The following is a 24,104-nucleotide window of genomic DNA, read 5'->3' as shown; positions in this document are numbered from 1 at the left end:
CCTGTCCGGCGGCCCAGCGGTCTGTTCATCCGCGGGGCATGGATCCACCGGTCGAGGGTGGATCCATGGCGCGGGCTCAGAACGTGAACACGTATTCCAGCGCGAACTCGCGGCCGACCGCACCGAGCAACCGGGTCGGCGCGAAATCGTAGTCCAGCTTGTAGGGATCCTTGTGGTTCCAGCTGGCCGAGTTGAAGACGTTGTTGACGTACACATTGACCTTGGCGCGTTCAGTCACCTGATAGCCCACATTGACGTTCCAGGTGATGAACGGTCCAACCCGGCCGTAGTAGCGCGCCGTGCGCTGGCCGGCGTTCGGATTCGGATTCGGCGAACCGTCGGGACGCGTGGCAGGTTCCAGGCAGTCCAGCGAAGGACTGTCGCTGGGTACGTAGCCATCGGCGAACGGCAGGCAGCCGCCGGGATTGTCCAGGCGGTCGGTGCCCCAGTGGTAACGCACGCCCGGCACCGAGCCGATGCGGTCGGCGTACACATTCGCGTTCCAGTGACCACGCTGCCAGGCCAGGCTCGCTCGCAGCTTGCTGCGCAGGTCGCGGTCACGGCGCTGCGGATTCGGATCCGCGGCATAGCGCTGCTCCTTGGTCGACAGCTGGTTGGTGTAGTTCACGCCGAACTGGAAGCTTCCCCATGCCGCGCTGTCCCACCGGTAACGCGCGGTCAGGTCGATACCGCGGACCTCCCGGCTGGCCAGGTTGAACGGCCCCCGCTCGATCGACACCAGGCGGCCATTGCTGTCGCGGTTCACGCGCGCGAGGATGCCGGCGCAGTAGTCCGCACCGGCCGGATTGGCCCACGGCGTGCCGTCGATGTTCAGTCCCGTGCGGCAGCCCGCTTCGCTGGCCAGCACCTCGTCGGCGCCGACATCGACGATCATGTCCTCCAGCTTGATGGCCCAGTAGTCGGCACTGATCGAAAGATTGGACATCACATCCCAGACGAATCCGACCGTCCATGAATCCCCCGTTTCCGAGCGCAGCAGCGGGGTACCGCGACGATTCACGTCGAACGTGTACCAGACATCGGTATTGCCCACGCCACAGTTGTTGACCAGATAGGCACCGCTTTCGATGCAACGCAGGCGGTCATAGGTCTGCACCTCGGAACTGCTGGGCTGCCCCAGCAGGTAGTGCATGTCAGGCGCGTGGAAGCTGGTGGCGTAGGAACCGCGTACCAGCAGCGACTCCACCGGCCGCCATTCCAGACCGACATTCCAGGTGGTCTCCTTCTGGCTGCCGATGTCCAGCGCCTCTGCATTGGCGTCGGCCTTGTAACTGCCGTAACGGTCATAGCGTGCCGCCGCGGTGGCGATCACGCTGTCCAGCAGTGGAATCTTGAACTCCACGCCCGCCGAGTAGCGCGTGCGCTCGCCGCCACCGCGATCAACGTTCTGCAGGTCGAAATCGATGCCGGCGCGAGGGTCGGGAGCGAGGTGATATCCCTGTTGCGCCACCTCGGCCACCGCCGCGAACGAAACAGGCCCCGCCCAGCCCTGGAACAACTCACCGGTGATGTCCGCCGACGCCTGGTTGACCCAGGAAGACGCACGGTTCTTCGCCACCGTACCCATCTGCCAGTACTGGTCCGGCGTGAGCGGGTTCCACCAGCGTGCTTCGTCCAGTGCGTAGATCGCTTCACCATCCGCCGTCGTACCCAGGCGCGGGCCGAGGAAGAAGTCATAGGACTTCTGCTCGTCCACTACATTCTGCCGCTCTTCCACGCGGTAGTAGGAACGGCCGATGGTGGCACTCCAGTCGAAGCGGTCCGCCAGGCGCCCGCGCAGGCCTGCACTCCAGTCCCAGGACAGCTCCCGGTTGGTGTTGCGAAGGGTGTCCAGGCCGCCCACTTCGTTGGGCGTGAACTGGCGCACGCCCAGGATCGCGCGGTTGCGGTTGGCATCCCAGTAGTAGCCGTTGTCATCATCGATGAGCGTCACGCTGGGCGGATTGGTCCCCCAGATCGCCTCCGACCGGTACACCGCCAGGTTGGTCCAGCCCTGCAGGTCGCTGTCGAAATCGAACGTGGCATACAGATTGCCGGACACATTCTCGGCACCACCGGTCAGCAGCCAGTTGGCATAGTCGGCCGTCATGCCACACAACTGCCCGGTATTGGTGATCGTATCGGTGTTGTAGTTGTAGACCCGTCGATCGGCGGTGTAGTACTCGCCGTCGAACTTCTCGCAGGTGCCGGTCGGCGGCGCCAGTCGCTGGCCGGTACCCGGGTCGATCAGGGCCAGGCCGGCGGTAGGACGGAAACCGACCTTGCGCTGTTCCATGTTCCAGGAGGGGCGCGGCGCATCATCGGCATCATCCATCTGCGGCCGGTCACGGCCGAACAGCGGATCGCGCTTGGTGTACTGCAGCGCGTAGGTCACGCTCCAGTTGTCTCCGGTCCTGCCACCGGCCCACGACAGATCCCAGGTATCGCGACCACCTTCAGTGGAGGTGCCGCCGCGCACGCGCACTTCGTCGCCGTCGTAGTGGGTCTTCAGGATGACGTTGACCACGCCTGCAATGGCATCCGAGCCGTAGATCGCAGAGGCGCCGCCGGTCAGGACCTCGATGCGCTCCACCGCAGCGGCGGGAATGTTGCCGTAGTTGGAGAAATTGGTCTCCCCGCCATAGGGCAACGGGTAGTCGGCCACGCGACGGCCATTGACCAGCAGCAGTGAGCGGTTGGGGCCCATCCCGCGCAGATTCAGGCCGCTGGCGTTGGGCGTGTGCGAGCCCCACTGCGAAGCCGCCTCCACGGTGCCGGTGGCTTCGGTCAATGTCTTCAGCGCATCGTACACGCTGACAAAGCCTTCCTTCTGGATCTGCTGCGCGGTGATCACGTTGACGGGAGCTGGGCCTTCGACGCTGGCGCGCTTGATGCGCGAGCCAGTGACGGTGACCGCGTCGAGATCCTTGGTGGACGAACCTGAGACTTCCTGTGCATTGGCAGCCAGCGGAAGCAGGGCCAGGACCAGGGCCTGGGACAGCAGGTGACGACGATTGCGGACGAACTGAGCCATGTGGTCGCTCTCGGAGGGTGTGGTCGCACGGATGGGTGGTGGCGCGGCACTACGGAAGATCCAGGTGCCGGGTCGGTTCAAGCCGGTTCCGGCGCCCCCCTGTGGATCGATCCAAACTAAAGCACGGCTGAACCGGAGAGAGCATTCCGCGGCGCAACACGCCGCTGCGGATCCGCTGCCGTCCCCGCTTGAAAAGCAGATGAATCAGTGGCTTGCGCAGGTTGGCCGCCGCAGGCCGGAGATGAACTGATGACACGCGAGTGGCAGACCCGCGCGGAACCGACTTCGCCCGGTATCAGGACAGATCGCCGTCCAGCGCCCGCCGCAGCCCCGCCACGATTGCGGCATCGGTCTGATCCCAGTGCGGGTCCAGCCCGCGCAGTGCCGGGTTGTGGAACTGCATGGCCGAGTGCCGGCGGCTCTTGGCCGACGCGTGCAGCTCAACGCAGCCGCTGTGCCGCGCCACCGCAGCGATGTTGGCCGGGTCCAGGCCAGCACCCGCCATCACGCTGATGCGCCCCGCCGCCCGGGCGACCAGGCCTTCCAGCACGTCGACACCGGCAGCCGCGCTGGCCTGTCCCCCGGACGTCAATACACGGCTGCACCCCAGAGCGATCACCTGCTCCAACGCCGCCGGAAGGTCACGCGCGGCGTCGAAGGCACGGTGGAACGTCACCTGCAGCGGACCCGCCGCCTGGATGAGCGCGCGGCACAGGGGCAGATCGATATCGCCCTGCCGGTCCAACGCACCGATCACCACGCCATCGCAGCCCAGCGCACGGCACTGTGCGATATCGCGCAGCATCAGCTCGGCCTCCAGGGCGTCGTAGTGGAAATCACCCGGCCGCGGCCGCACCAGCACGAACAGCGGAATCGACAGGCGTTCGCGGGCCATGGCGATGCTGGCGAACGACGGTGTGGTGCCGCCCTCGGCAAGGTTGTCGAACAGTTCGATGCGGTCGGCACCACCGGCCTGCGCGGCCAACGCCGAAGCCAGCGAGTTGCTGGCGATCTCCAGGGTGAGCCGCGTGCTCACGCCTGTGTGCTCGTGTAGATCGACGGTGAATCGCGCAGGTCGTCCTGGCGCTGCGCATCGCAGACGGCATAGACGAAACCGCGATGCAGCGCATAGGCGCCCACCTCGCCCTGCTTGTTCATGGCCAGGAAGCACACCTGCAGGGTCCTGCTTGCCTCGGGACGCTTGCGTACCACGCGGTCGATCGCCTCACGGCAGGCCTGGGCGGGCGTTCGACCCTGGCGCATCAGCTCGACCACCAGGAACGAGGCCGCATTGCGGATCATCTCTTCGCCCACGCCCGATGCGGTGGCGGCACCGACCTCGTTGTCGACGTACAGGCCGGCGCCGATGATCGGACTGTCGCCGACCCGGCCGTGCAGTTTCCAGGCCATGCCGCTGGTGGTGCAGGCACCGGCGAGATGGCCCCGGGCATCCAGCGCCAGCATGCCGATGGTGTCGTGGTTGTCGCTGTTGCCGGGAAGGCCACGTCGCTCGGCGTTGATCTGGGGCTGGTACTTCTCGGTCTTCAACCACTCGCGCCAGGCCGCTTCGGCCTGCGGCGTCAGCAGACGCCTGCGCTCGAAGCCCTGCTGCACGGCGAACTGCTGCGCCCCTTCACCCACCAGCAACACGTGCGGGCTGTTCTCCATCACTTTGCGGGCCACCGACACCGGGTGCGGGATGTCGACCAGCGCGGCCACCGCACCGCAGCGGCCATCGCCGTCCATGATGCTCGCGTCCAGGCTCAGCACGCCGTCCCGATCCGGATTGCCGCAATGGCCCACGGTGGGATTGCACAGCTCGCTCTCGGCCCAGCGTGCGCCGGCCTCCACTGCGTCCAGGGCACTGCCGCCCTGCGCCAGGACCTTCCATGCCGCCTGGTTGGCCGGCACACCGAAGTCCCAGGTCGAGACCACCTTCGCTCCGCCCTGCACACGTGCCTGTACGCCCGGCAGGGCGGCCATGCCAGCCGCCAGCGCTCCGGCCTGCAGGAACTGCCTGCGATCCACCATGTTGCCTCCCAGTCTGCAACGTGTCGCCGGCCCGATGCCGGCAGCACCGATCAATCGTGTACGTGGTACCGCGCCGCATGCCAGACGGCGGCGCCCAGCACGCCCAGTTGGCCGTGTTCGACCCGCCATACCGGCACCTGCCGCAGCACGTCGGCCAGCACGCCCTTGTTGAGGAAGCGCTCGCGGAAGCGGCCATCGGCGAGGAAATCCTGCACGTGGGTGGAAATGCCGCCCGCCAGGTACACCGAGCGGGCCCCCACGGCGATGGCGGCATCGCCGGCCAGGCTGCCCAGCCAGGCGCAGAACACCTGCAGCGTCTCCACTGCAAGTGCGTCTTCGCCGCTGCGTGCGGCGCCGATCAGCGCTTCGGTGCTGGACCACACCGGAGTGACGCCACGCAGCTCGCACAGGCACGGATACAGATTCATCAGACCGCTGCCGGACAGCACACGCTCGTTGTCCACATGTGGCCACCGCTGCAGCAGCCTGCCCAGCACCTCCAGCTCCAGCGCGTTGCCGGCCCCCAGGGCAGCGTGGCCGATCTCGCTGGGCAGCACCGGACGCCCGCCATCGGCGAAGCGCAGCGCCGCGCCCAGGCCGGTACCGGCCCCCAGCACCAGCGCCGGGAACGCCATCGCCGGGTCGGCATCGCCGTTCAATGGAACCAGGGTGTCGGCCTGCAGGTAGGGAATGGCCAGTGCCACCGCCTCGAAATCATTGATGAGCTGCAGATCGCCCAGACCGGACTGTGCGCGGGTGGCGGACAACGACACCGTCCACGGCAGATTGGCATTGATCAGCACATCGCCATCGAGCAGGCCGGCGATGGCGACCACCGCCGACCGCACCGGCAGTGCGAGGCTCCGGGTGAAGTCGGCCAGAATCGCCGCCAGGCTGGAATGATCGGCACACGCGTAGGTGCGATGACTGCCCAGCCGTGGTGCCTGTCCCGGCAGCGTTTCAGCCAGCGCCAGGCGGGCAAAGGTACCGCCGACATCGGCGACGACCAGGCTTCGCGGAAGACCGCCGCGGGAGGAGTCGGTGGAAACCGGGGGCACTGCTGCGATGGTCACTCTGGCCTGCTTGAATCGATTGAATCGCACCGATTCTCAGGCATCAGGGTCGCTTTGCCTAGCGCGGCGCAGCGCCGGCAGCCGAACCTGCCATGGCCTTGTCCGCAGCGTCCGGGTGGCGGCAGCCGGGACGCAGCGCGCAGCGGCACCTGCGGATCAGGGCTCTGCGGTCTGCAGACTATAACGGGTGGTGGCGGTGAATACCGCACCATCCGGCTGGGTCGAACGCACGTCGATCCTGTGGTCGCCCACGGCCAGGTGGGTGGGCAGCGCGCCGCGCCACAGATGCGGCGAAGCGGTGGCCTCCGGCGAGCGATCGTAACCACGCAGCACGCTGGACAGGTCGTCCGCCGCATTCTCCACCAGCAGCCGCGGGTCGGGCTGGCGGACCTGCTTCATCGGCTGCCATGCCCCACCGTCCACGCGGTACTCGACCACGCTCGCGTCCTCACCCATGTACACGTTGGCGTACACGCCCCACGCCGGATACGCGCCCTGGCGCAGCACCTTCGGCGCATGCAGGCCGATCTGTTCGCTGGCTGGCGCGCCGGCCACGCGATACTGCAGGCGATAGCTGCCGTTGCCAGCCACATCCAGCAACGCGTAGCCCTTTGGCGTGCCGTCGCTCATGGTGCTGTCCGGCACGCCGGCAGCATCCTTCACACCGGACCAGAACGCACCGCAGTTGGCACCGACGTTGTACTCGTGCAGGGGCTTTTCGCCGTGCCAGCCCTCGGCCTTGCCATGGTAGACATGCTGCTGGGTGTGGCTGTGGCCGCTCAGGACCAGCACGTTGCGGAAGTCCTTCAGCAGGTCGAACAGGCGCTGCCGGTCGGCGTGCCGGAAGCTCTCGCGACCCGGCGCCGCATCGAACAGCGGAATGTGCATGCCCAGCACCAGCAGGCGGTCGCGATGAAGACCCTTGAGGTAGGCGGCAAGGAACGCGAACTGATCCTCGCGCAGGCCACCGACATAGCTCGGCCTCGCCTTCGGGTCATACACCACATCGTCGAGGAACACGAAGCTGGCACCGCCCTCCTCCACGGCGTACGTGTCCGGGCCGTAGACGTTGCGCCAGCTGTCCAGCGAATGCTCGTCGACGGCGGCATCGAAATCGAGATCGTGGTTGCCCGGCACATGGAACCACGGCACGCCCAGCTGCGTGGTGACCTTGTTGATGGCCGGATACAGCGTCAGGTCATCATTGACGATATCGCCGAGCGTCGTGCCGAGCCGCGCCCGGGTCTGGCCGACCAGCGGCGCCACGATGGACTGCTGGTAGTAGCCGATGTCCTTGAGGCTTGCGGTCTGTGAATCAGTGAACACCAGCATCTGGAAACCACGCCGGTTGTCATGACGATCCGTCTGCAGCGCGAAGTCCCAGTTGCGGGTGGCATCGCCGGTTGCGGCGATGCCACCGTACTTCAGTGCAGGCGAGCCGTTGGGCTGGAAATGACGCCAGAACGACGGCAGCCCGTCGCTCGCCTTCGGGAACGCGTACGCATCCGGCTTGATCACGAACACCGTCTGGCCCTCGCGCACGGGCAGGCTGTAGCTGCCATCGGCTGCGGTCTTCACGATGCGCTCGCCGTTGGACACCTGCACCCCGGCCAGGCCCGGGTCGGTCGCACCACGGCCGGGCCTGCCGTCGCGTTCCAGGTAGACCTTGCCGCTGACAACCGCATCCGCAGCCCAGGCCGGCGAGGTCAGCAACAGGCAGCACAGCCACGCAGCGGGCGATTTCATGGGCAATCCGGCAAAGAAGAGGACTGCCTATTGTAGAGCGGAGCCATGGCTGTCTGCCGCGCGGATGCAGCCGGGCCGGCGCCGGCGCCGAAAGCGCGTGCGGACCGCAGGCCACATGCAGCCATCAACGATGGCGCGTTTCCAGCACCCGGCGCGCGTCGTCAAGCGACAGGCCGCGTGCGCGCAGCAGCACCAGCAGGTGGTACAGCAGGTCCGAAGCCTCGCCCAGCAGCGCCGCGTCATCCTGTGCGACTGCGGCCAGAGCGGTTTCCACGCCCTCCTCGCCCACCTTCTGCGCGATACGGCGGATGCCGTCCTCGAACAGGCGGGTGGTGTAACTGCCGGGTGGACGCTGTGCTTCACGCGTGGCCACCAGTTGCCCCAGCCCGCCCAGGAAATCCTTCGGCGCCTGGTCGAAGCAGCTCTCCGCACCGGTGTGGCAGGTCGGTCCTGCCGGGCGGGCCAGCACCAGCAGCGTATCGGCATCGCAGTCCACGCTGATGGACTGCACCGCCAGCACGTTGCCGGACTGCTCGCCCTTGGTCCACAGGCGCTGCCTGCTGCGGCTGTAGAAGGTCATGTGCCCGACGGCAAGCGTCGCGGCCAGCGACTCCGCGCTGACGTAACCCAGCATCAGCACCTGCAGGGTATCGGCGTCCTGCACCACCGCGGGCAGCAGGCCGTCCCCCTTGCTCCAGTCCAGCCCCTGCAGGGCCTCCAGCGACGGTCGCACCTCAATAGACATCCCGTACCTCGATCTGCTGTTCGCGCAGGTAGCGCTTCAGGTCTGCAATGGCGATGGCGCCGCTGTGGAACACGCTGGCGGCCAGCGCACCATCCACGTCGGCGCGGTCGAAGGCCTCGGCGAAATGCTCCATCGTGCCCGCACCGCCGGACGCGATCAGCGGCACCTGGCACAACGCACGCGCCTGCTGCAGCTGGGCCACATCGTAGCCGCGGCGCACCCCATCGCTGTCCATGCAGTTCAGCACGATCTCGCCTGCGCCGCGGCGCTGTGCCTCGACGATCCAATCCAGCGTCCGTATGGGTACCGCTCGGGTCTTGTCCGGGTCGCCGCTGAAGCGGCGCACCCGCCATTCGCCATCGGCCTCGCGCACCGAGTCGACGCCGACCACCACGCACTGCACGCCGAACTCGGCAGCCAGCTCGTCGATCAGTGCGGGACGGCCCAGTGCCGGCGAATTGATCGAGATCTTGTCGGCACCGGCAAACAGCACCCGCCGTGCGGTTTCCACGCTGTCGATGCCACCGGCTACGCAGAACGGGATATCGATCAGCCGTGCGATGCGCTCGACCCAGGCCACATCGACCGAACGCGCCTCGGGGCTGGCGCCGATGTCGTAGAACACCAGCTCATCGGCCCCCTGGTCGCGGTAACGCTGCGCCAGCTCGGCGATATCCCCCATGTCCACGTGGTCACGGAAGCGCACCCCCTTGACCACCCGTCCTTCGCGCACGTCCAGGCAGGGAATGATGCGGCGACTCAGCATGCCAGCGCCTCCGCCAGGTCCATGCGCTGTTCCAGCAGCGCCTTGCCAAGGATGGCGCCGCCACAGCCGGCAGCACGCGCATCGGCCACGTCGGCCACATCGCGGATGCCACCGGAGGCCTGCACCTGCACGCCCGGCAGCAGCGACACCAGGTGCTGGTACAGGCCGATGTTCGGCCCGGCCAGCATGCCGTCGCGGGCGATATCGGTACACAACAGGTGGCGCATGCCCGCCCGTGCATACCGCAGCGCAAGGTCATCCAGGGTCACGCCCGCGTTCTCGGTCCAGCCATGCACCGGCAACTGCCACTGGCCCTGAGGGTCCTGGCGTGCATCCAGCGCGATGGTGATGTGATCGGCACCGAACGCCTGCAGCCAGCCGACCACTTCATCGGGCCTGCGCACTGCCAGCGACCCTACCACCACCCGGCTCGCGCCCGCATCGAGAATGCGCGCCACATCATCACGCCCACGCACACCGCCGCCGGTCTGCACCTGCAACGTCGTCTGCGTGCGAACCGCCGCCAGCAGCGGGGCCAGCGTGTAGCCACCGGCACGCGCTGCGTCCAGATCGACCAGGTGCATCCAACGCGCGCCCTGCGCGGCGAATGCCTGCGCGCGCGGCAGGGGATCGTCGCCGTAGTGCGTTTCCTGCGCGTAATCGCCCTGCCGCAGCCGCACCACACGGCCTTCGCGGATATCCAGTGCGGGGTAGACGGTGAAACTCATGCAGCGGTGCCCTCGAGGAAGTTGCGCAACATCAGCGATCCGGTATCGCCGGAGCGTTCGGGATGGAACTGCGCACCGAAGTAGCGCCCCTGCTCCACCACGGCAGTGAACAGGCCGCCGTGATCGCAGGCGGCCACCGTGTGGCTGTTCAATGGCGCCGCATAGCTGTGCACGAAGTAGGCGCTTGCACGATCAGGCACATCGCGCAGCAGCAGCGAGGACCGCAGTGGCAGCAGGCGGTTCCAGCCCATGTGCGGCACGCGGATGCCGCACGCCGGTACCAGCTTGCGCACCACCCCGGGAATCAGGCCGAGCGCTTCCATGCCGGCTTCTTCCGAGCGCTCGAACAGCAGCTGCATGCCCAGGCAGATGCCCATCAACGGCACCTCGATCCGTCGCAACGGCTCCACCAGTCCCTGCGCGTGCAGGCGCTGCATGCCCGGCCCTGCCGCACCGACGCCGGGCAGGATCACCCGCCGTGCGCCCGCCAGCCCCTCTGCGTCGCGTACCAGGCGCACACTGGCGCCCAGCCGTTCCAACGCATAGCGTACGGAACCCAGATTGGCACCGCCGGCATCGATCAGCGCGACTTCGCTCACAGGGCCCCCTTGGTCGAGGGCAGCGCCGTACCCTGGCGCGCCAGCGCCGGGCGCAGCGCGCGGGCCAGCGCCTTGAAACAGGCCTCCACCTTGTGGTGGTCATTGTCGCCACGCACCTGCAGATTGAGATTCAATCCACCTGCATCGCACAGCGAGCGGAAGAAATGCGGCACCAGTTCGGTCGGCATGTCGCCAACGCGCTCACGCTTGAACTCGCCCTCGAAGACGAAATAGGGCCGGCCACTGAAGTCCAGCGCTGCGCTGGCCAGGGTCTCGTCCATCGGCAGGGTGAACCCGTAGCGGCCGATGCCGCGCTTGTCACCCAAGGCTTCGCGCAGCGCCTGGCCCAGCGCCAGCCCTGTGTCCTCGATGGTGTGATGCTCGTCGATGTGCAGGTCGCCCTCGGCGCGGATGTCCAGCGCAAAACCACCGTGCTTGCCGATCTGTTCCAGCATGTGGTCGAAGAACGGCAACCCGGTGCGGATGTTGGCGTCACCGGCGCGATCCAGATCCAGCTCGACGCGTATCTTCGTTTCCTTCGTGTTGCGCTGGACCACGGCCGTGCGCGGCGCATCGGCCAGTGCGTGGGCGATGCCCGGCCAGTCCCAGTCACCGCCGAACTGCTCCGTGCGCAGCTGGAAGCCACGGATGTTGAGGTTGTCGGCGAACTGCAGGTCGGTGATGCGGTCGCCGACCATCGCCGAGCGTGCCCAGTCGATGCTGCGGTCCTGCAGGTAGGTCGTCATCAGGCCGATGCCGGGCTTGCGGGTCGGGGCATTGTCCTGTGGCCAGCTGCAGTCGATCAGCACATCACGAAACACGATGCCCTGGCTTTCGAAGATCTGCAGCATCAGATCGTTCGGTCCGTCGAAGCTGGCGCGCGGATAGCCCTCGCTGCCGAGGCCATCCTGGTTGGTGACGATGACGAACTGGTAGCCGGCATCACGCAGCTTCAGCAGTGCCGGAATCACCTGCGGCACGAAGCGCAGCTTCTCGTAGGCGTCGATCTGGAAGTCGGAAGGTTCCTCGATGAGGGTACCGTCGCGGTCGATGAACAGGATCGGGGTCATGCAACGGCCCTCCGGGCCGACAGGGCCGCAAGCACGCGGTCATTCTCTTCGGGGCTGCCGATGCTGATCCGCAGCGCATCGTCCAGCTGCGGGGCTGCACGCTGGTCGCGCACCACCACGCCGGCCGCCAGCAACGCATCGAACGCGCCCTGGGCATCGGCAAAGCGCACCAGCAGGTAGTTGCCTGCGGACGCATGGACCTGGCGTACGCCAGGCAGGCCCTGCAGCGCAGTGCGCAGGCGCTCGCGTTCGGCGATCACGGTGGCCACGCGCTCGCGTGTGCGTGCCAGCGCCGCCGGCTGCAGCGCCTGCACCGCCAGTTCCGCGCACGGCGTCGGCACCGGATACGGTGCCTGGCAGCGACGCAGCACCGCGATCAGTTCCGCTGCGGCGATCAACGTTCCGATCCGTGCGGCCGCCAGCGCATGGGCCTTTGAAAGCGTACGCAGCACTGCCACATTGGCGTGCGTGGCAAGCAGGGAGGTCGCCGAAGGACGCTGCGCGTACTCGACATAGGCTTCATCGACCACGACCAGCGCCCGACCGCGCAAGGCTTCGGCCACACGCTCGATGTCGGCCAGGGCGATATCGCTGCCGGCCGGATTGGAGGGCGCGCACAGAAACACCAGCTTCGCATTGCGTGCTCTGGCCGATTCGATCACCGCATCCAGGTCGGCGTGCAGGCCGTCGGCGGCATCGACCAGGGGCACTTCGATCAGGGGCGCGCCCTGCAGCCGTGCACAGACTGCATACATACCGAACACCGGCGGCGTGACCAGCACACCATCGCGCCCCGGCACGCACAGCGCACGCACCAGCAGGTCGATGGCTTCATCGCTGCCACGCCCGACCAGCACCTGTTGCGGCTGCACGCCGTACAGCGAAGCCAGTCCATCGCGCAACGCCTGTGGCTGGGGCTCTGGATAGCGCCGGCTGCGGCCCTCGGCGTCCGCGGGGTTGGCCCAGGCCGATTCGTTGGCGTTCAGCCAGACATCGCCCTGCACTGCCGCACTGCGCGCCGAGCTGTAACCTGCAAAGGCCTGCAGGTCGGTGCGCACCAGCGCCAGTACCTCGTCGATCCCGGCATTCATGCAGCCACCTCCATGCGCAGGGCAACGGCGCGCTCGTGCGCGTCCAGCCCTTCGGCGCTGGCAAGGGTGCGCGCGCAGCCGCCGATCGCCGCCAACCCGGCGGCGCTGGCACTCTGCACGCTGATGAAGTTCTGGAAGCTGGCCACGCTGACACCACTGTACGCACGTGCGGCGCCTGCGGTGGGCAGCACATGGTTGGTACCACTGCAGTAGTCGCCCAATGCCTCGGGGGTGTAATCACCCAGGAACACCGAGCCTGCAGCCTGCACCCGATCAAGCCAGCCGCGTGGTTCGCGCAGGGCCAGGATCAGGTGCTCAGGGGCGTAGCGGTTGCTGATCGCGAAGGCATCGGCCAGCGTGTCGACCAGGATCAGGCGCGACGCCGAAAGCGCCTGGCGGGCGATATCCTGCCGCGGCAGCAGCGCGACCTGGCGTTCCACTTCGGCCTCGACCGCGGCCAGCATCGCGGCATCATCGGTCAGCAGCAGCACCTGCGAATCGGGGCCGTGTTCGGCCTGCGACAGCAGATCGGCAGCCACAAACGCCGGATTGGCACCGGCATCGGCAATCACCAGAACTTCCGACGGCCCTGCAGGCATGTCGATCGCCGCTGCACCGTTCTGCGCGACCTGCTGCTTGGCTTCGGTGACGAAGCTGTTGCCGGGCCCGAACAGTTTGTCGCAGGCCGGAACGCTGGCGGTGCCATAGGCCATCGCAGCGATCGCCTGCGCGCCGCCCAGCTTGAAAACGCGTTGCACGCCGGTCAGCCGGGCAGCCACCAGCACCGCCGGATCGGCGCTGCCGTCGGCGCGCGGGGGTGTGCACAGCACCACCTGCGGGCACCCGGCCAGCTGCGCCGGCACGCCCAGCATCAACGCCGTGGACGGCAACGGTGCGCTGCCGGCCGGCACATACAGGCCGACCCGGCCGATCGGCCGCAGCATGCGTTCACAGACCACGCCCGGCGCGGTCTCCACCGCATAGCCCTGGCCCATGCCTGCGCTGTGGAAGCGCGCGATGCGCCCGGCCGCTTCCACCATGGCCTGGCGCAGATCGCCTGGCACCGCCGCTTCGGCAGTCGCGAATTCGGCGTCAGACACTTCAAAAGACGGCAGTTGCACACCGTCAAAGCGTGCGGTGATCACACGCAGCGCCTCGTCGCCCTGCGCGCGCACCTGCGCGATCAGGGTCGCGACCGCATCGCGCGTCTGCTGGGCCACGGCCTGCACCGGGCGGGTCAGTGCCGCGCTGCGCGCAGCCTCATCAAGTTGCGACCAGATCAGACGATTCATGCCAGCGACCGCTCCACGCTCAACACCATCAGGCCCTGCGCGCCCGCACGCTCAAGCTCTTCCATGCGCTGCCAGCTCAGTGGTCCGGGGCACATGGTCTGCAGCCGCAGCGTGCCGCCGTCAGCCGGCAGGCGCTCCAGCGGCCCGGCATCGGCCAGCAGCTGGGCCAGGGCATCAACACGGTCTTCGCTGGCGCGGAACATCAGCAGCTTGCGGTCCTGCTTCTGTACCACGCCATCGAGACGGCGCAGCAGCATGGCGCGCAGGCCCGCTCGAGCGTCATCGGGCACGCGCACCGCACCGGCCAGCACCGCCTCGCTGTCCAGCAGGTTGTGCACCGGCACAAGCTGGTTGGCACGCAGGGTGGCACCGCTCGACACCAGATCGCAGATCAGGTCGGCCGTGCCCAGCCGTGGGGCGATCTCAACCGAACCGGACAGCTCCACCACCTGCGCGTCCACGCCCTGCTCAACCAGCCATGCCTTGAGGATGGCGGGATAGCTGGTGGCGATGCGCATGCCGGCCAGCTGCGCCGGCCCCTGCCATTGCCAGTCCTCCGGCACCGCCAGCATCAGCCGGCACTGGCCGAAACCCAGCCCCCGCAGGGCCTGATAGGCATCCGGCAGGCCGATCTGGCGACGCGCGGCGGCCTGCTCGTCCAGTTCGTTGCGACCGACGATGCCCAGGTCGCAGACACCGTCGGCAATCAGGCCAGGAATGTCGTCGTCGCGCACCAGCAGCAGGTCCACCGGCAACGATTCTCCGTAGCAGAACAGCTTGTCGCGGCTTTCGCGCCAACTCAGGCCGCAGGCACTGAGCAGGTTGCGGGCGGGCTCGGCAAGCCGCCCGCTCTTCTGGATGGCGATACGCAGCCGGTCTCGTGCCGGGGCTGCCTGGGTTGCACTCATGGGAAGGTCTCGAAGTTCGGTACGGGGCGCGGATCAGCGCGAGGCCAGACGGTCGATGGCGGCGGCATAGCCTCGATGGCCATGCTCGAGCGAGCGCGCCACCCGCCCGGTGGTGGTCACGCTGACCCCGGTGCGCTCGTGGATCTCGCGGTATGGCACCCCCTGCTGCAGCAGCGGCACCACTTTCCAGCGGTCGGCCATGGCCTCCAGCTCGGCCGGAGTACACAGGTCACGCAGGAAAGCCATGACCTGCTCCGGCTCACGCAGGGCCGCGAACGCCTGGGCCAGGGCTTCCAGATCGGCCTGGGGGTCTTTGGCGGCGATGTCGGGGCGGGCTTTCACGGGGCGGATCTCTTGCATCAATGTAATAGCGCGCTAGTACATTAGCGCATTCTTGCGCAGTGCGTCAAACCACCCCATCGCCTCCACCCGAGCATTCAGGTTCCGGAAACGAAAAACGCCCGCCAGAGGCGGGCGTCATCCAGGTCAGCGCCGCCCCACCGGGAGAGCGGCGGCACGGCAATGTCAGTTCACACCATCACCTTCGACTGTTCCAGTTCCACCTGCAGGGTGCTGGCCAGCTCCTCGCGGGATACCTCGAACTGCTGCTCGCGGAGCAGATCCTTCACCGCCACCACCCCGCGCGCCAGTTCGTCCTCGCCGGCGAGCGCCACGAAGCGGATGCCCGCCTTGGCCGCGTACTGGAACTGCTTGCCGATCTTCTTCGGCTCCATCTGCACTTCGGTGTTGATGCCACCGGCCCGCAGGCGGCGGGCGATATCCAGTGACTGCGCCATGCCCTGCTCGTCCATCAGCGCCACCAGCGCCTGCACGCTGCTGGCCTCGATTCCGTCGATCAGGCCCGCCTCACGCAGCTGCCAGAACAGGCGCGACAGGCCGATCGAAATGCCGACGCCGGGCAGCTTCGACTTGCTGTAGTGGCTGGCCAGGTCTTCATAGCGGCCGCCGGAGCAGATCGAACCGATCTGCGGGTGGTCGGTCAGCGTGGTCTCATAGACGGTGCCGGTGTAGTAATCCAGGCCACGGGCGATGGAGAAGTTGAGGCAGTAGGCACTCTCCGGCACACCCAGCGCCTGCACCAGCTGCAGCACTTCGCGCAGCTCTGCCACGCCGGCACGCAGCGTTTCCGAGGACCCCGCAGCGTCCTCCAGCGCCGAAAGCTGGGCCAGCGCATCGGCATGCCCCTGCGAACGCACGGCCACGAATGCCAGGATCTTCTCGACCTGTCCGGCCGGAATGCCGAACCCGTCGCCCACCAGCGTCTCGCGCACGTAGTCGGCGCCCCGCTTGTCCAGCTTGTCCACTTCACGCAGCACCGCCAGCTGGCGCTCGCCCTCGGCCACGTCCAGGCTTTCGAAGAAGCCACGCATCAGCTTGCGGTTGTTCAACTGGATGCTGAAGTCTCCGATGCGCAGCTCCGAGAACACCGCGTGGATCACCGCCAGCACTTCGGCGTCGTACCGCACGCTCAGGCTGTCCTTGCCGATCACGTCGATGTCGCACTGGTAGAACTCGCGGAAACGGCCGCGCTGGGCACGCTCACCACGGTACACCCGCTGCATCTGATAGCGCCGGAACGGGAATGTCAGTTCGTGCTCATGCTCAGCCACATAGCGCGCCAGCGGCACGGTCAGGTCGAAGCGCAGGGCCATTTCCGGAAGCGAGCGGTCACCCGACTCGGCGGCATTGGCCAGCGCACCGGTGGACTGCACGAAGTACACCTGGCGCTCGGTCTCGCCACCGGACTTGGTCAGCAGCACATCGGACAGCTCGAACACCGGCGTCTCCACCGGCAGGAACCCGAAGCGCTCGTAGTTGCGGCGGATGACGTCCAGCATGCGCTGGAACGCAATCTGCTCGCGCGGCAGCAGCTCAAGGGTGCCGGGCGGGGTACGGGGCTTGATCACGGGAGCAACTCCTGCTGGAACGGGACGTGGGAGGGGGCGACATTCTAGCGCCCTGGAGCGCGCGGCCGCCTGACGCAGGGTCGAACAGCCGCTTGAAGTATCATAAGGCCCTCCCCGCCCGCGATACGCCCACGCACCATGTCCCGGCCTTCCGGCGCCCCGTCCGCCAACAACGACACCGCCGGGCAGTCCTGCTCCACGTTGGACTGCCTGCACTGCTCGGTCCGCCACCTGGCGGTGTGTTCGGCGCTGTCTCCTGATGAAGTGCAGGCACTTGAACAGGTGACCGTCTCGCAGGCGGTGACGATGGGCAGCACCCTCGCCCGCACCGGCGAAGAGCGCCAGCATGTCTATACATTGACCGCCGGCGCACTGCGCCTGGTGCGGACGCTGGCCGACGGCCGCCGCCAGATCAATGGCTTCGTGCTGCCGGGCGACTACCTGGGCCTGAGCGGCAGCGACCATCACCGCTACGACATCGAGGCGATCGCTGACAGCCGGGTCTGCCGCGTCGCGCTGCCGCAGATGAAGGCGCTGCGCGGGCGTTATCCGCACCTGGAGCGCAAGCTGCTGCAACGCGCCTGCCAGGAGCTGGACGCTGCGCAGGATGCGGCCCTCGCCCTGGCGCGGCTGCAGCCCGCGGAAAAGCTGGCTGACTTCCTGCTGCGCCTGGCCGCGCGCGAGGCGCGGCTGGGCGGCGACGGCCTGCGCGTCTCGCTGCCGATGGGGCGCGGCGACATCGCCGACCACCTCGGCCTGACCATGGAGACGGTCAGCCGCACCTTCACCAAGCTGCGTCAGCAGGCGCTGATCGCGCTGCCGCACCTGAACGTCGTGGAGATCCTCGACGAGGACGGGCTGCGCCAGCTGGCGGGCGACGTCCAGGGTTGAGCGTCGCGCCGCGACCTGCGCCCGGTGGTACCGGGCGCCCCACCCTGCCCCTTGCTTCAGACGACACCGCGCCATGCCCGGCACCTGTGCGTCAGCGCAGCAGCACCTCGCGCAGCGCCGCATAGTCGGCAGCCAGCGGTTCCGCATGCGCGGGACGCTGCAGCAGCGCCGCCAGCGCCGGAGGCACCGGCACTGCTTCGCCGATCAATGGCTCCACCACCGCCTCGAACTTGGCCGGGTGCGCGGTTGCCACCACCGCCCAGTCGCCCTTCGCCCCGCCCGCGCGGAGGTCCTTCAGCACCTTCACTGCCGTCGCGGTATGCGGGCAGAACAGCTCGCCCCCGCTGGCGTGCGCACTGGCGATGGTGGCGCGGATGGTCACATCATCCACCGCGAAAGCACGGAAGGCTGCGCGCAGTTCGGCATCGTCGCCGTCGTACAGCCAGCGCAGGCGCTCGAAGTTGCTCGGCGCGCCCACATCCATCGCATTGGCGACCGTGGCGACACTGGGCTGCGGCTGATACGCGCCGCCCTCGAAGTACTTCGGCAGCACATCATTGGCATTGGTGGCCAGCACGATCTGGCCGATGGGAACCCCCAGCGTGCGTGCGAGCACCGCAGCCATCGCGTTGCCCAGGTTGCCGGTCGGCACCACCAGATTGAGCCGGCGCCGATGCTGCCCATGATGGACGAGTGCCGCATGCGCGTAATAGCTCATCTGTGGCAGAAGACGCCCCAGGCTGATGCTGTTGGCCGAACTCAGCGGCACGTCCACCTGCAACGCCCGATCGGCCAGCGCCTGCTTGACCATGGCCTGGCAGTCGTCGAACGAACCCGCCACGCGCAGCGCCTGGATGTTGTCGCCGAAGCAGCCGAGCTGGTGCGCCTGGCGCGGCGATACCCGGCCATCCGGATACAGCACCACCACGCGCACGCCCGGTTGGCGATGGAAGGCCGCCGCCACGGCGGCACCGGTATCACCGGACGTGGCAACGACGATCGTCAGGTCGCGTCCCTTGCCCGCCTGCAGCCTCGACAGCGCGCCTGCCAGGAAACGTGCACCGATGTCCTTGAAGGCCGCAGTGGGACCATGGAACAGCTCGAGGACGTAGTCGCCGCCGCCAAGCGGACGTAACGGCACCGGAAAATCGAACGCCTCACGGCAGATCGAGGGCAGCGCCTCCTGCAGCGCGTCGCCGTCGAAGAAGGGTGCCAGCAGATCGGCGGCGGTTTCGGCGAGGGTCTCGCCCTGCTGCACATGATGCGGCGCAGGCAAGGCGCTGGGCACATACAGCCCCCCATCGGGGGCGAGGCCGGCGGCGATGGCGGCACTCAGGCCGACGGCCGGCGACTGGCCGCGGGTGGAAACGAATTGCATGGGATCGGCATCCAGTGAGAGGAAAGAAGTCAGCACAGTCGTGCTCCCGCCGCGTCCAACGGCGAGACCCACGCGTCACTGTCGAAGCCCGCAGCCGCAAATGCCGCGCGGACCTGCCCTGCGGCAGCCTGCGCCTGCACCGCATCTTCGAACCAGGCGAACACGCTGGGACCGGCACCGGAAATACCCGCGCCCATTGCGCCCGCCGACAGCGCGGCGTCACGCGCTGCCTCGAATCCAGCGATCAGGCCGGCGCGGCGCGGCTCGATCAGCACATCGCGCAAGCCGGCACGCACCAGCGTGGCATCGCCGCGATGGCAACCGCTCAGGACCAGGGCCAGATTCGCGCTCTGGGCGACAAACTCGCGCAGCGCGTAACTGCCCTGCAGCGCCTGCCGTGCCCTGCGCGTTTCCAGCACGGCATGCGGATGCACCAGCAGGCTGTGCCAGCACGCAGGCACCGGTACCGGCACCACCCTGTCGGCGGTGCACAGCGCCAGCCCGCCCGCCAGCAAGGGTCCGACGTTGTCGCCATGGCGACCGCCGCTGGCCACCGCTTCGCCGTCGAGCGCGTGCGGATACAGGGCGGCGCGTGGCAGTGGCGCATCCAGCAGCGCGTTGGCTGCAACCAGTGCCGCGACGCAGGATGCTGCTGAGCCACCCATGCCGGAGCCGAACGGAATGCCCTTGTCGATCTCCAGCTCGAACCCGTAGCCCAGGCCCAGGCCCTCGCGCAGTGACAGCAGTGCCGCGCCAGCCGTGTTGCCCGCTGCCTCCAGTGGAAGCTCGACCGCACTGCCACGGATCGCCGCGATACGCACCACAGGCTCATCGATGCGGCGCACGCTGACCGTGTCGCCGATACCGGCGATGGCATGGCCCAGAATGTCGAACCCCACTGCCACATTGGCCACCGATGCCGGCGCGAATGCACGGGCGATCACAGGCGCGCCCCTTCACCGGCCGCCACCCGCAGCAGGTCGGCAAACACGCCTGCAGCCGTGACCTCCGGTCCCGCGCCGGGCCCCTGCACCACCAGCGGATTCTCACAGTAGCGGCGGGTACGGAACTGCACCACGTTGTCGGTCAGGCGCAGGTTGGCGAACGCGTGTGCCGCCGGCAGCTCGTGCAGACCCACCGACGCGCCGTCCGCGTCAAGCCTGGCCACATAGCGCAGCACTGCGCCGCGCTCGCGCGCGTCCTGCAGGCGTTGCTGCAGTGATGCATCAGACTCGCCCAGGCGGGCCATGAAGTCCTCGACGCTGCCTTCGCGAAGCAGCGCCGGCACCAGGCTTTCCACCTGCACCTGTTCAAGACTGAGTGCGTGGCCGGCCTCGCGCGCCAGGATCACCAGCTTGCGCGCGACATCCACGCCCGACAGGTCATCGCGGGGATCCGGCTCGGTGTAGCCCATCGAACGCGCCTGCGCCACCAGCGAGGAGAACGGCTGGCTGCCGTCGAAGCGGTTGAACAGCCAGGCCAGCGTGCCCGAGAAAATGCCTTCGATGGCCAGCACCTCGTCGCCGGTATCGACCAGGTCGCGCAGCGTGGTGATCACCGGCAGGCCGGCGCCCACCGTCGCCTCATAGCGGAAGCGCGCGCCGCTGGCAGCCGCCGCCGCACGGATCCGCTGGTAGCGCGACAGCGGGCCGGCGCCTGCCTGTTTGTTCGGGGTGACCACATGGATGCCCGCGGCCAGCCAATCGGCATAGCGCTCGGCGACCTCGCTGCTGCCACTGCAGTCGATCACCACCGCATGCGGCAGGTGCGCGGCCAGCAGGTGCTCAGTGAAGCGGTCGAGATCGCTGGCCTCACCGCCCGCCTGCAGCGCCTGCCGCCAGTCGGCATGCAGACCATCGGCCTCCAGCCGCATCCGCGAACGCGATGCCAGTGCACGCAGGCGCAGATCGACATTGGCCTTGGCCAGCAGCTGCGGGCGCGCCGCCAGCAACTGATCCAGCAGCGCGGCACCGACGTTGCCCGGCCCGATCACGCCCACCGCGAACGTCTGCGGCGACAACCAGAATCCGGCGTGGGCGGCGCGCAGCGCGCGCGTCGCGTCAGCGCTGTCCACGGCCACCGAGATGTTGCGCTCGGAGGAACCCTGGGCGATCGCCAGGATATTGACCTGCGCCCGGCCGAGCGCCTCGAACAGGCGCGCAGCCACACCTGGCTGGCCCGCCATGCCATCGCCCACCGCCGCCAGCACGCTGACCCCTTCGTGGACCTGCACGCGCTGCACCTGGCCGACCGACAGTTCATGGGCAAAGGCCTGCAGCAATGCTCCGCGGCCACGGCCCGCTTCGGCAGCCCGCACCACGCAGCAGATCGAGTGCTCCGAAGAACCCTGCGAGATCATCACCACCGACACCTGCGCCTGGCGCAACGCTGCGAATACGCGCTCGGCGGTGCCGGGCACACCGATCAGGCCAGTCCCCTCGAGATTCAGCAGGGCCAGGTCGGGACTCAGCGTGAGCCCCTTCACCGGTCCGCGCGGCGAGCGCTCGGCGCTGATGCGCGTACCCGGATGGGTCGGCTGGAAGGTGTTGCGGATGAAGATCGGCAGCCCGAGCCGGATCGCCGGCGACATCGTCTGCGGGTGCACCACTTTCGCGCCGAAGTACGCCAGCTCACAGGCTTCGTCGTAGCTCAGCGACTCCAGCTGCACCGCCTCCGGCACCAGGCGCGGGTCGGCCGACAGCACACCATCGACATCGGTCCAGATGTGCAGCTCGTCGGCATTGAACAGCGCGGCGAAGATCGCGCCGGAGTAGTCACTGCCGTTGCGGCCCAGGGTGGTGATGCGGTCGTTGCGGTCCCGGGCAACGAACCCGGTGGCGACCACGCGCGTCTGCGGATGCTGCAGGCGCCATTTCGCCAGACGGTCGGCGCTGGCTTCCCAGTCCACATCCACGCCCAGCTCGCCGTGGCCGACCACGAGCACGTCGCGTGCATCAAGGACGGCGCAGTCCTCGCCGCATGCGCGCAGGTACGTACCCAGCAGCTGCGCGGAGAACACCTCGCCCAGGCCCTGCACGCGGTCGAGCACTTCACGCGGCAGCTCCCCGATCACGGTCAGCGCGGCCAGCACTTCGGACAGCTGCTCGAAACGCGCGTCGATCCACTCCACGGTGTCGCCCACCTGTTCGCCGAGCAGGGCCACCGCGGCCCCACGATGGCGGGCACGCAACGCATGCCAGGCCTCGCGCCACCCCTCGTCTCCCCGCGCCGCCAGCTGGGACAGTTCAATCAACGCATCGGTGACGCCCTTCATGGCCGAGACAACGGCGACCTGCTGCGATTCGGGGCGGGCCCGCAGCAGGCTGCCTACATGGCGGTAGCGCTCGGCGTCGGCCACCGAAGTGCCGCCGAACTTGTGCACGACCGTGGACGGCGCGGCCAGCTCGGCCGGGGCAACAGGAGGGGGGAGAACGTGGGAAGACATGCAGACCTCGGCAGGAGGCCCCGTCGCATGCAGGTGTCGAGTTTCCCCGCCACCTGGATGGTGCGGGGCCGTGGTTTTCGGGAGTTACACGAAGACGACGGGCCGCACCAGGGCAGTGGTGACGGTGGTGGTGGTAATGGTGGTGATGGCGGCCGGTGCAGTCGGACGCCCCGCGATAGCGGGTGCAATCAGACTGACGGTGGCGGCATCAAGGACCATGACGGACAGAAAACACTGTTCAGCCCGCTGCTGTCAAGTGCTGCAGCGCAAAAACTCCCTGCGCCGATCATCTGCCAACGTGCCGTCATTTGGTTGCAACTGAGACAAAGCAGCGATCGTCGACTCTGAGATGGCCATTCAGCCGGCATGTTCGGCGATCGCGCGTGGCGCGCGGTGAGCGTGCGCGCACAGCATCACTCCCGCCACCAGGAACACGATCGCCAGTGCCTCCAGCACGGTTGGCCAGCGCTGCTGCCAGGCAAATGCGTACAGCAGCGCGAACAGGGTTTCGAACACGATCATCTGCCCGGTCAAAGTCAGCGGCAGCAGACGGCTGGCACGGTTCCAGAATGCGTTGCCCACGATCGACGCCACGACCGCGACACCTGCGCTGATGGCCCAGAATGCGCCCCATTGTGCGGCCGTATGGCTGCCGGCGGACCCGGCGAAGGCCATCGGTACCAGCAGCAGGGACAACCCGCCGGTGGTGACACCCGTCAGCAACGACCAGTCATGGCTGGACAGATCCGGGCGCCGCGCCAGCCAGCGGCTGTTGCCGATCGAGTACAACGCCCACGAGAACAGTGCACCGAAGGCACACAGCAGGCCGATCAGGCGCTGCCGCCAGGGCGTCGCCAGGTGTTCGGACATCAGCGCCTCCCACCCGACCAGGGCCACGCCGAGCACGCACAGCGCCAAGGCGGGCAACAGCTGCTTCAGGGGAACCGCCCCCTGCTCGCGCACGCCCACCAGGGTCACCACGACCGGAATCAGGCCGACGATCAGCGAGGCCGCAGCGCCACCGGCCCACTGCACGGCCGTGGCCAGCAGCAGGAAGTACACCAGGTTGCCCGCCAGGCTCAGCCACAGCAGGCCGTACCATTCTGCGCGCCCCAGCCTCGGCGCCAGCCGCATCCAGCGCGGCAGCAGCAGGATCACGGCGATGAGGCCATAGACCAGATAACGGCCGGCAGACAGCTGCAGGGCATTGAACGTGTGCAGCACGGCGGGGGCCAGGAACACCACGCCCCACAGCGCGCCCGCGGCTACGCCATTGGCGATGCCCAGGACCATCGGATTGTTGCGCATTGCGGATTCTTCGGGGGAGAAGAGGCCGCGCAGTGTAGCCGCCCACCGGACGACCTCTCTTGACCCAGGCT

At 68.0% G+C, this 24,104-nt stretch carries 20 protein-coding genes; 1 reads left to right on the top strand and 19 read right to left on the bottom strand.

What is annotated here, in order from left to right; genetic code table 11:
• Nucleotides 1-76: 76 nt before the first annotated feature.
• From ABE543_RS11800 to hisS, 15 genes are all read right to left on the bottom strand, one after another.
• Complete coding sequence (locus ABE543_RS11800) at nucleotides 77-3,034, bottom strand: TonB-dependent receptor (protein ID WP_346475713.1); 2,958 nt, start codon at nucleotides 3,032-3,034, stop codon at nucleotides 77-79.
• Between the two features lie 295 nt (nucleotides 3,035-3,329).
• The gene (locus ABE543_RS11795) at nucleotides 3,330-4,070 is read right to left on the bottom strand and encodes a copper homeostasis protein CutC (protein ID WP_197600509.1); all 741 of its coding nucleotides are present in this window, start codon (nucleotides 4,068-4,070) and stop codon (nucleotides 3,330-3,332) included.
• On the bottom strand, nucleotides 4,067-5,065 hold the full coding sequence (locus ABE543_RS11790; protein WP_053516718.1) for a N(4)-(beta-N-acetylglucosaminyl)-L-asparaginase: 999 nt from the start codon (nucleotides 5,063-5,065) through the stop codon (nucleotides 4,067-4,069). The genes ABE543_RS11795 and ABE543_RS11790 overlap by 4 nt, the downstream gene beginning before the upstream one ends.
• A gap of 50 nt (nucleotides 5,066-5,115) precedes the next feature.
• Nucleotides 5,116-6,138, bottom strand: a complete 1,023-nt coding sequence (locus ABE543_RS11785) for a glucokinase (RefSeq protein WP_346475712.1) — start codon at nucleotides 6,136-6,138, stop codon at nucleotides 5,116-5,118.
• Nucleotides 6,139-6,294: 156 nt separating this feature from the next.
• On the bottom strand, nucleotides 6,295-7,884 hold the full coding sequence (locus ABE543_RS11780) for a calcineurin-like phosphoesterase family protein (protein WP_253118761.1): 1,590 nt from the start codon (nucleotides 7,882-7,884) through the stop codon (nucleotides 6,295-6,297).
• Between the two features lie 124 nt (nucleotides 7,885-8,008).
• On the bottom strand, nucleotides 8,009-8,629 hold the full coding sequence (gene hisIE / locus ABE543_RS11775; RefSeq protein ID WP_053516720.1) for a bifunctional phosphoribosyl-AMP cyclohydrolase/phosphoribosyl-ATP diphosphatase HisIE: 621 nt from the start codon (nucleotides 8,627-8,629) through the stop codon (nucleotides 8,009-8,011).
• Nucleotides 8,619-9,395, bottom strand: coding sequence for an imidazole glycerol phosphate synthase subunit HisF (gene hisF, locus ABE543_RS11770; protein WP_053516721.1), 777 nt, complete (start codon nucleotides 9,393-9,395; stop codon nucleotides 8,619-8,621). Before hisF ends, hisIE begins: the two co-directional genes overlap by 11 nt.
• On the bottom strand, nucleotides 9,389-10,123 hold the full coding sequence (gene hisA / locus ABE543_RS11765) for a 1-(5-phosphoribosyl)-5-[(5-phosphoribosylamino)methylideneamino]imidazole-4-carboxamide isomerase (RefSeq protein WP_053516723.1): 735 nt from the start codon (nucleotides 10,121-10,123) through the stop codon (nucleotides 9,389-9,391). Before hisA ends, hisF begins: the two co-directional genes overlap by 7 nt.
• Nucleotides 10,120-10,722 (bottom strand): imidazole glycerol phosphate synthase subunit HisH, encoded by a 603-nt coding sequence (gene hisH, locus ABE543_RS11760; RefSeq protein WP_346475711.1) that lies wholly within the window; start codon nucleotides 10,720-10,722, stop codon nucleotides 10,120-10,122. The genes hisA and hisH overlap by 4 nt, the downstream gene beginning before the upstream one ends.
• Nucleotides 10,719-11,792 (bottom strand): bifunctional histidinol-phosphatase/imidazoleglycerol-phosphate dehydratase HisB, encoded by a 1,074-nt coding sequence (gene hisB, locus ABE543_RS11755; RefSeq protein ID WP_111186555.1) that lies wholly within the window; start codon nucleotides 11,790-11,792, stop codon nucleotides 10,719-10,721. The genes hisH and hisB overlap by 4 nt, the downstream gene beginning before the upstream one ends.
• Nucleotides 11,789-12,883 (bottom strand): histidinol-phosphate transaminase, encoded by a 1,095-nt coding sequence (gene hisC, locus ABE543_RS11750; protein ID WP_263178068.1) that lies wholly within the window; start codon nucleotides 12,881-12,883, stop codon nucleotides 11,789-11,791. Before hisC ends, hisB begins: the two co-directional genes overlap by 4 nt.
• Nucleotides 12,880-14,175, bottom strand: a complete 1,296-nt coding sequence (hisD, locus tag ABE543_RS11745) for a histidinol dehydrogenase (protein ID WP_065175580.1) — start codon at nucleotides 14,173-14,175, stop codon at nucleotides 12,880-12,882. The genes hisC and hisD overlap by 4 nt, the downstream gene beginning before the upstream one ends.
• Complete coding sequence (gene hisG / locus ABE543_RS11740) at nucleotides 14,172-15,083, bottom strand: ATP phosphoribosyltransferase (RefSeq protein ID WP_053516728.1); 912 nt, start codon at nucleotides 15,081-15,083, stop codon at nucleotides 14,172-14,174. The genes hisD and hisG overlap by 4 nt, the downstream gene beginning before the upstream one ends.
• Before the next feature lie 33 nt (nucleotides 15,084-15,116).
• Complete coding sequence (locus ABE543_RS11735) at nucleotides 15,117-15,443, bottom strand: YerC/YecD family TrpR-related protein (protein ID WP_065182704.1); 327 nt, start codon at nucleotides 15,441-15,443, stop codon at nucleotides 15,117-15,119.
• A 170-nt stretch (nucleotides 15,444-15,613) separates the two neighbouring features.
• A complete protein-coding gene (gene hisS / locus ABE543_RS11730) occupies nucleotides 15,614-17,011 on the bottom strand; it encodes a histidine--tRNA ligase (protein ID WP_346475710.1) in 1,398 nt (465 codons plus the stop codon).
• Nucleotides 17,012-17,149: 138 nt separating this feature from the next.
• On the opposite strand from hisS, the gene ABE543_RS11725 reads away from it, so the two are divergent.
• Entirely contained in the window at nucleotides 17,150-17,902 is a 753-nt protein-coding gene (locus ABE543_RS11725) for a helix-turn-helix domain-containing protein (protein WP_053516731.1), read from the top strand.
• 91 nt (nucleotides 17,903-17,993) lie between these two features.
• Here ABE543_RS11725 and thrC read toward each other — a convergent pair whose 3' ends face one another.
• The 4 genes from thrC to ABE543_RS11705 form a co-directional block, all read right to left on the bottom strand.
• Nucleotides 17,994-19,280 carry a threonine synthase gene (gene thrC, locus ABE543_RS11720; RefSeq protein WP_346475709.1) on the bottom strand — a complete coding sequence of 429 codons (1,287 nt, stop codon included), beginning with the start codon at nucleotides 19,278-19,280 and terminating at the stop codon, nucleotides 17,994-17,996.
• A gap of 29 nt (nucleotides 19,281-19,309) precedes the next feature.
• The gene (locus ABE543_RS11715) at nucleotides 19,310-20,224 is read right to left on the bottom strand and encodes a homoserine kinase (protein ID WP_346475708.1); all 915 of its coding nucleotides are present in this window, start codon (nucleotides 20,222-20,224) and stop codon (nucleotides 19,310-19,312) included.
• The gene (thrA, locus tag ABE543_RS11710) at nucleotides 20,221-22,725 is read right to left on the bottom strand and encodes a bifunctional aspartate kinase/homoserine dehydrogenase I (RefSeq protein ID WP_346475707.1); all 2,505 of its coding nucleotides are present in this window, start codon (nucleotides 22,723-22,725) and stop codon (nucleotides 20,221-20,223) included. The genes ABE543_RS11715 and thrA overlap by 4 nt, the downstream gene beginning before the upstream one ends.
• 357 nt (nucleotides 22,726-23,082) lie before the next feature.
• The gene (locus tag ABE543_RS11705; RefSeq protein WP_065182708.1) at nucleotides 23,083-24,033 is read right to left on the bottom strand and encodes a DMT family transporter; all 951 of its coding nucleotides are present in this window, start codon (nucleotides 24,031-24,033) and stop codon (nucleotides 23,083-23,085) included.
• Nucleotides 24,034-24,104 lie beyond the last annotated feature (71 nt).

It is taken from the genome of Stenotrophomonas sp. TWI169, from assembly GCF_039674705.1.
Taxonomy (GTDB): domain Bacteria; phylum Pseudomonadota; class Gammaproteobacteria; order Xanthomonadales; family Xanthomonadaceae; genus Stenotrophomonas; species Stenotrophomonas maltophilia_P.
This window is presented reverse-complemented; position numbering and strand designations above follow the sequence as displayed.

What these genes read in the sequence shown, in the direction of transcription:
- ABE543_RS11800 (WP_346475713.1), bottom strand. Translation starts at nt 3,034, where the DNA reads ATGGCTCAGTTCGTCCGCAATCGTCGTCACCTGCTGTCCCAGGCCCTG.
- ABE543_RS11790 (WP_053516718.1), bottom strand. Translation starts at nt 5,065, where the DNA reads ATGGTGGATCGCAGGCAGTTCCTGCAGGCCGGAGCGCTGGCGGCTGGC.
- ABE543_RS11780 (WP_253118761.1), bottom strand. Translation starts at nt 7,884, where the DNA reads ATGAAATCGCCCGCTGCGTGGCTGTGCTGCCTGTTGCTGACCTCGCCG.
- hisIE (WP_053516720.1), bottom strand. Translation starts at nt 8,629, where the DNA reads ATGTCTATTGAGGTGCGACCGTCGCTGGAGGCCCTGCAGGGGCTGGAC.
- hisF (WP_053516721.1), bottom strand. Translation starts at nt 9,395, where the DNA reads ATGCTGAGTCGCCGCATCATTCCCTGCCTGGACGTGCGCGAAGGACGG.
- hisA (WP_053516723.1), bottom strand. Translation starts at nt 10,123, where the DNA reads ATGAGTTTCACCGTCTACCCCGCACTGGATATCCGCGAAGGCCGTGTG.
- hisB (WP_111186555.1), bottom strand. Translation starts at nt 11,792, where the DNA reads ATGACCCCGATCCTGTTCATCGACCGCGACGGTACCCTCATCGAGGAA.
- hisC (WP_263178068.1), bottom strand. Translation starts at nt 12,883, where the DNA reads ATGAATGCCGGGATCGACGAGGTACTGGCGCTGGTGCGCACCGACCTG.
- hisD (WP_065175580.1), bottom strand. Translation starts at nt 14,175, where the DNA reads ATGAATCGTCTGATCTGGTCGCAACTTGATGAGGCTGCGCGCAGCGCG.
- hisG (WP_053516728.1), bottom strand. Translation starts at nt 15,083, where the DNA reads ATGAGTGCAACCCAGGCAGCCCCGGCACGAGACCGGCTGCGTATCGCC.
- ABE543_RS11735 (WP_065182704.1), bottom strand. Translation starts at nt 15,443, where the DNA reads ATGCAAGAGATCCGCCCCGTGAAAGCCCGCCCCGACATCGCCGCCAAA.
- ABE543_RS11725 (WP_053516731.1), top strand. Translation starts at nt 17,150, where the DNA reads ATGTCCCGGCCTTCCGGCGCCCCGTCCGCCAACAACGACACCGCCGGG.
- thrC (WP_346475709.1), bottom strand. Translation starts at nt 19,280, where the DNA reads ATGCAATTCGTTTCCACCCGCGGCCAGTCGCCGGCCGTCGGCCTGAGT.
- thrA (WP_346475707.1), bottom strand. Translation starts at nt 22,725, where the DNA reads ATGTCTTCCCACGTTCTCCCCCCTCCTGTTGCCCCGGCCGAGCTGGCC.
- ABE543_RS11705 (WP_065182708.1), bottom strand. Translation starts at nt 24,033, where the DNA reads ATGCGCAACAATCCGATGGTCCTGGGCATCGCCAATGGCGTAGCCGCG.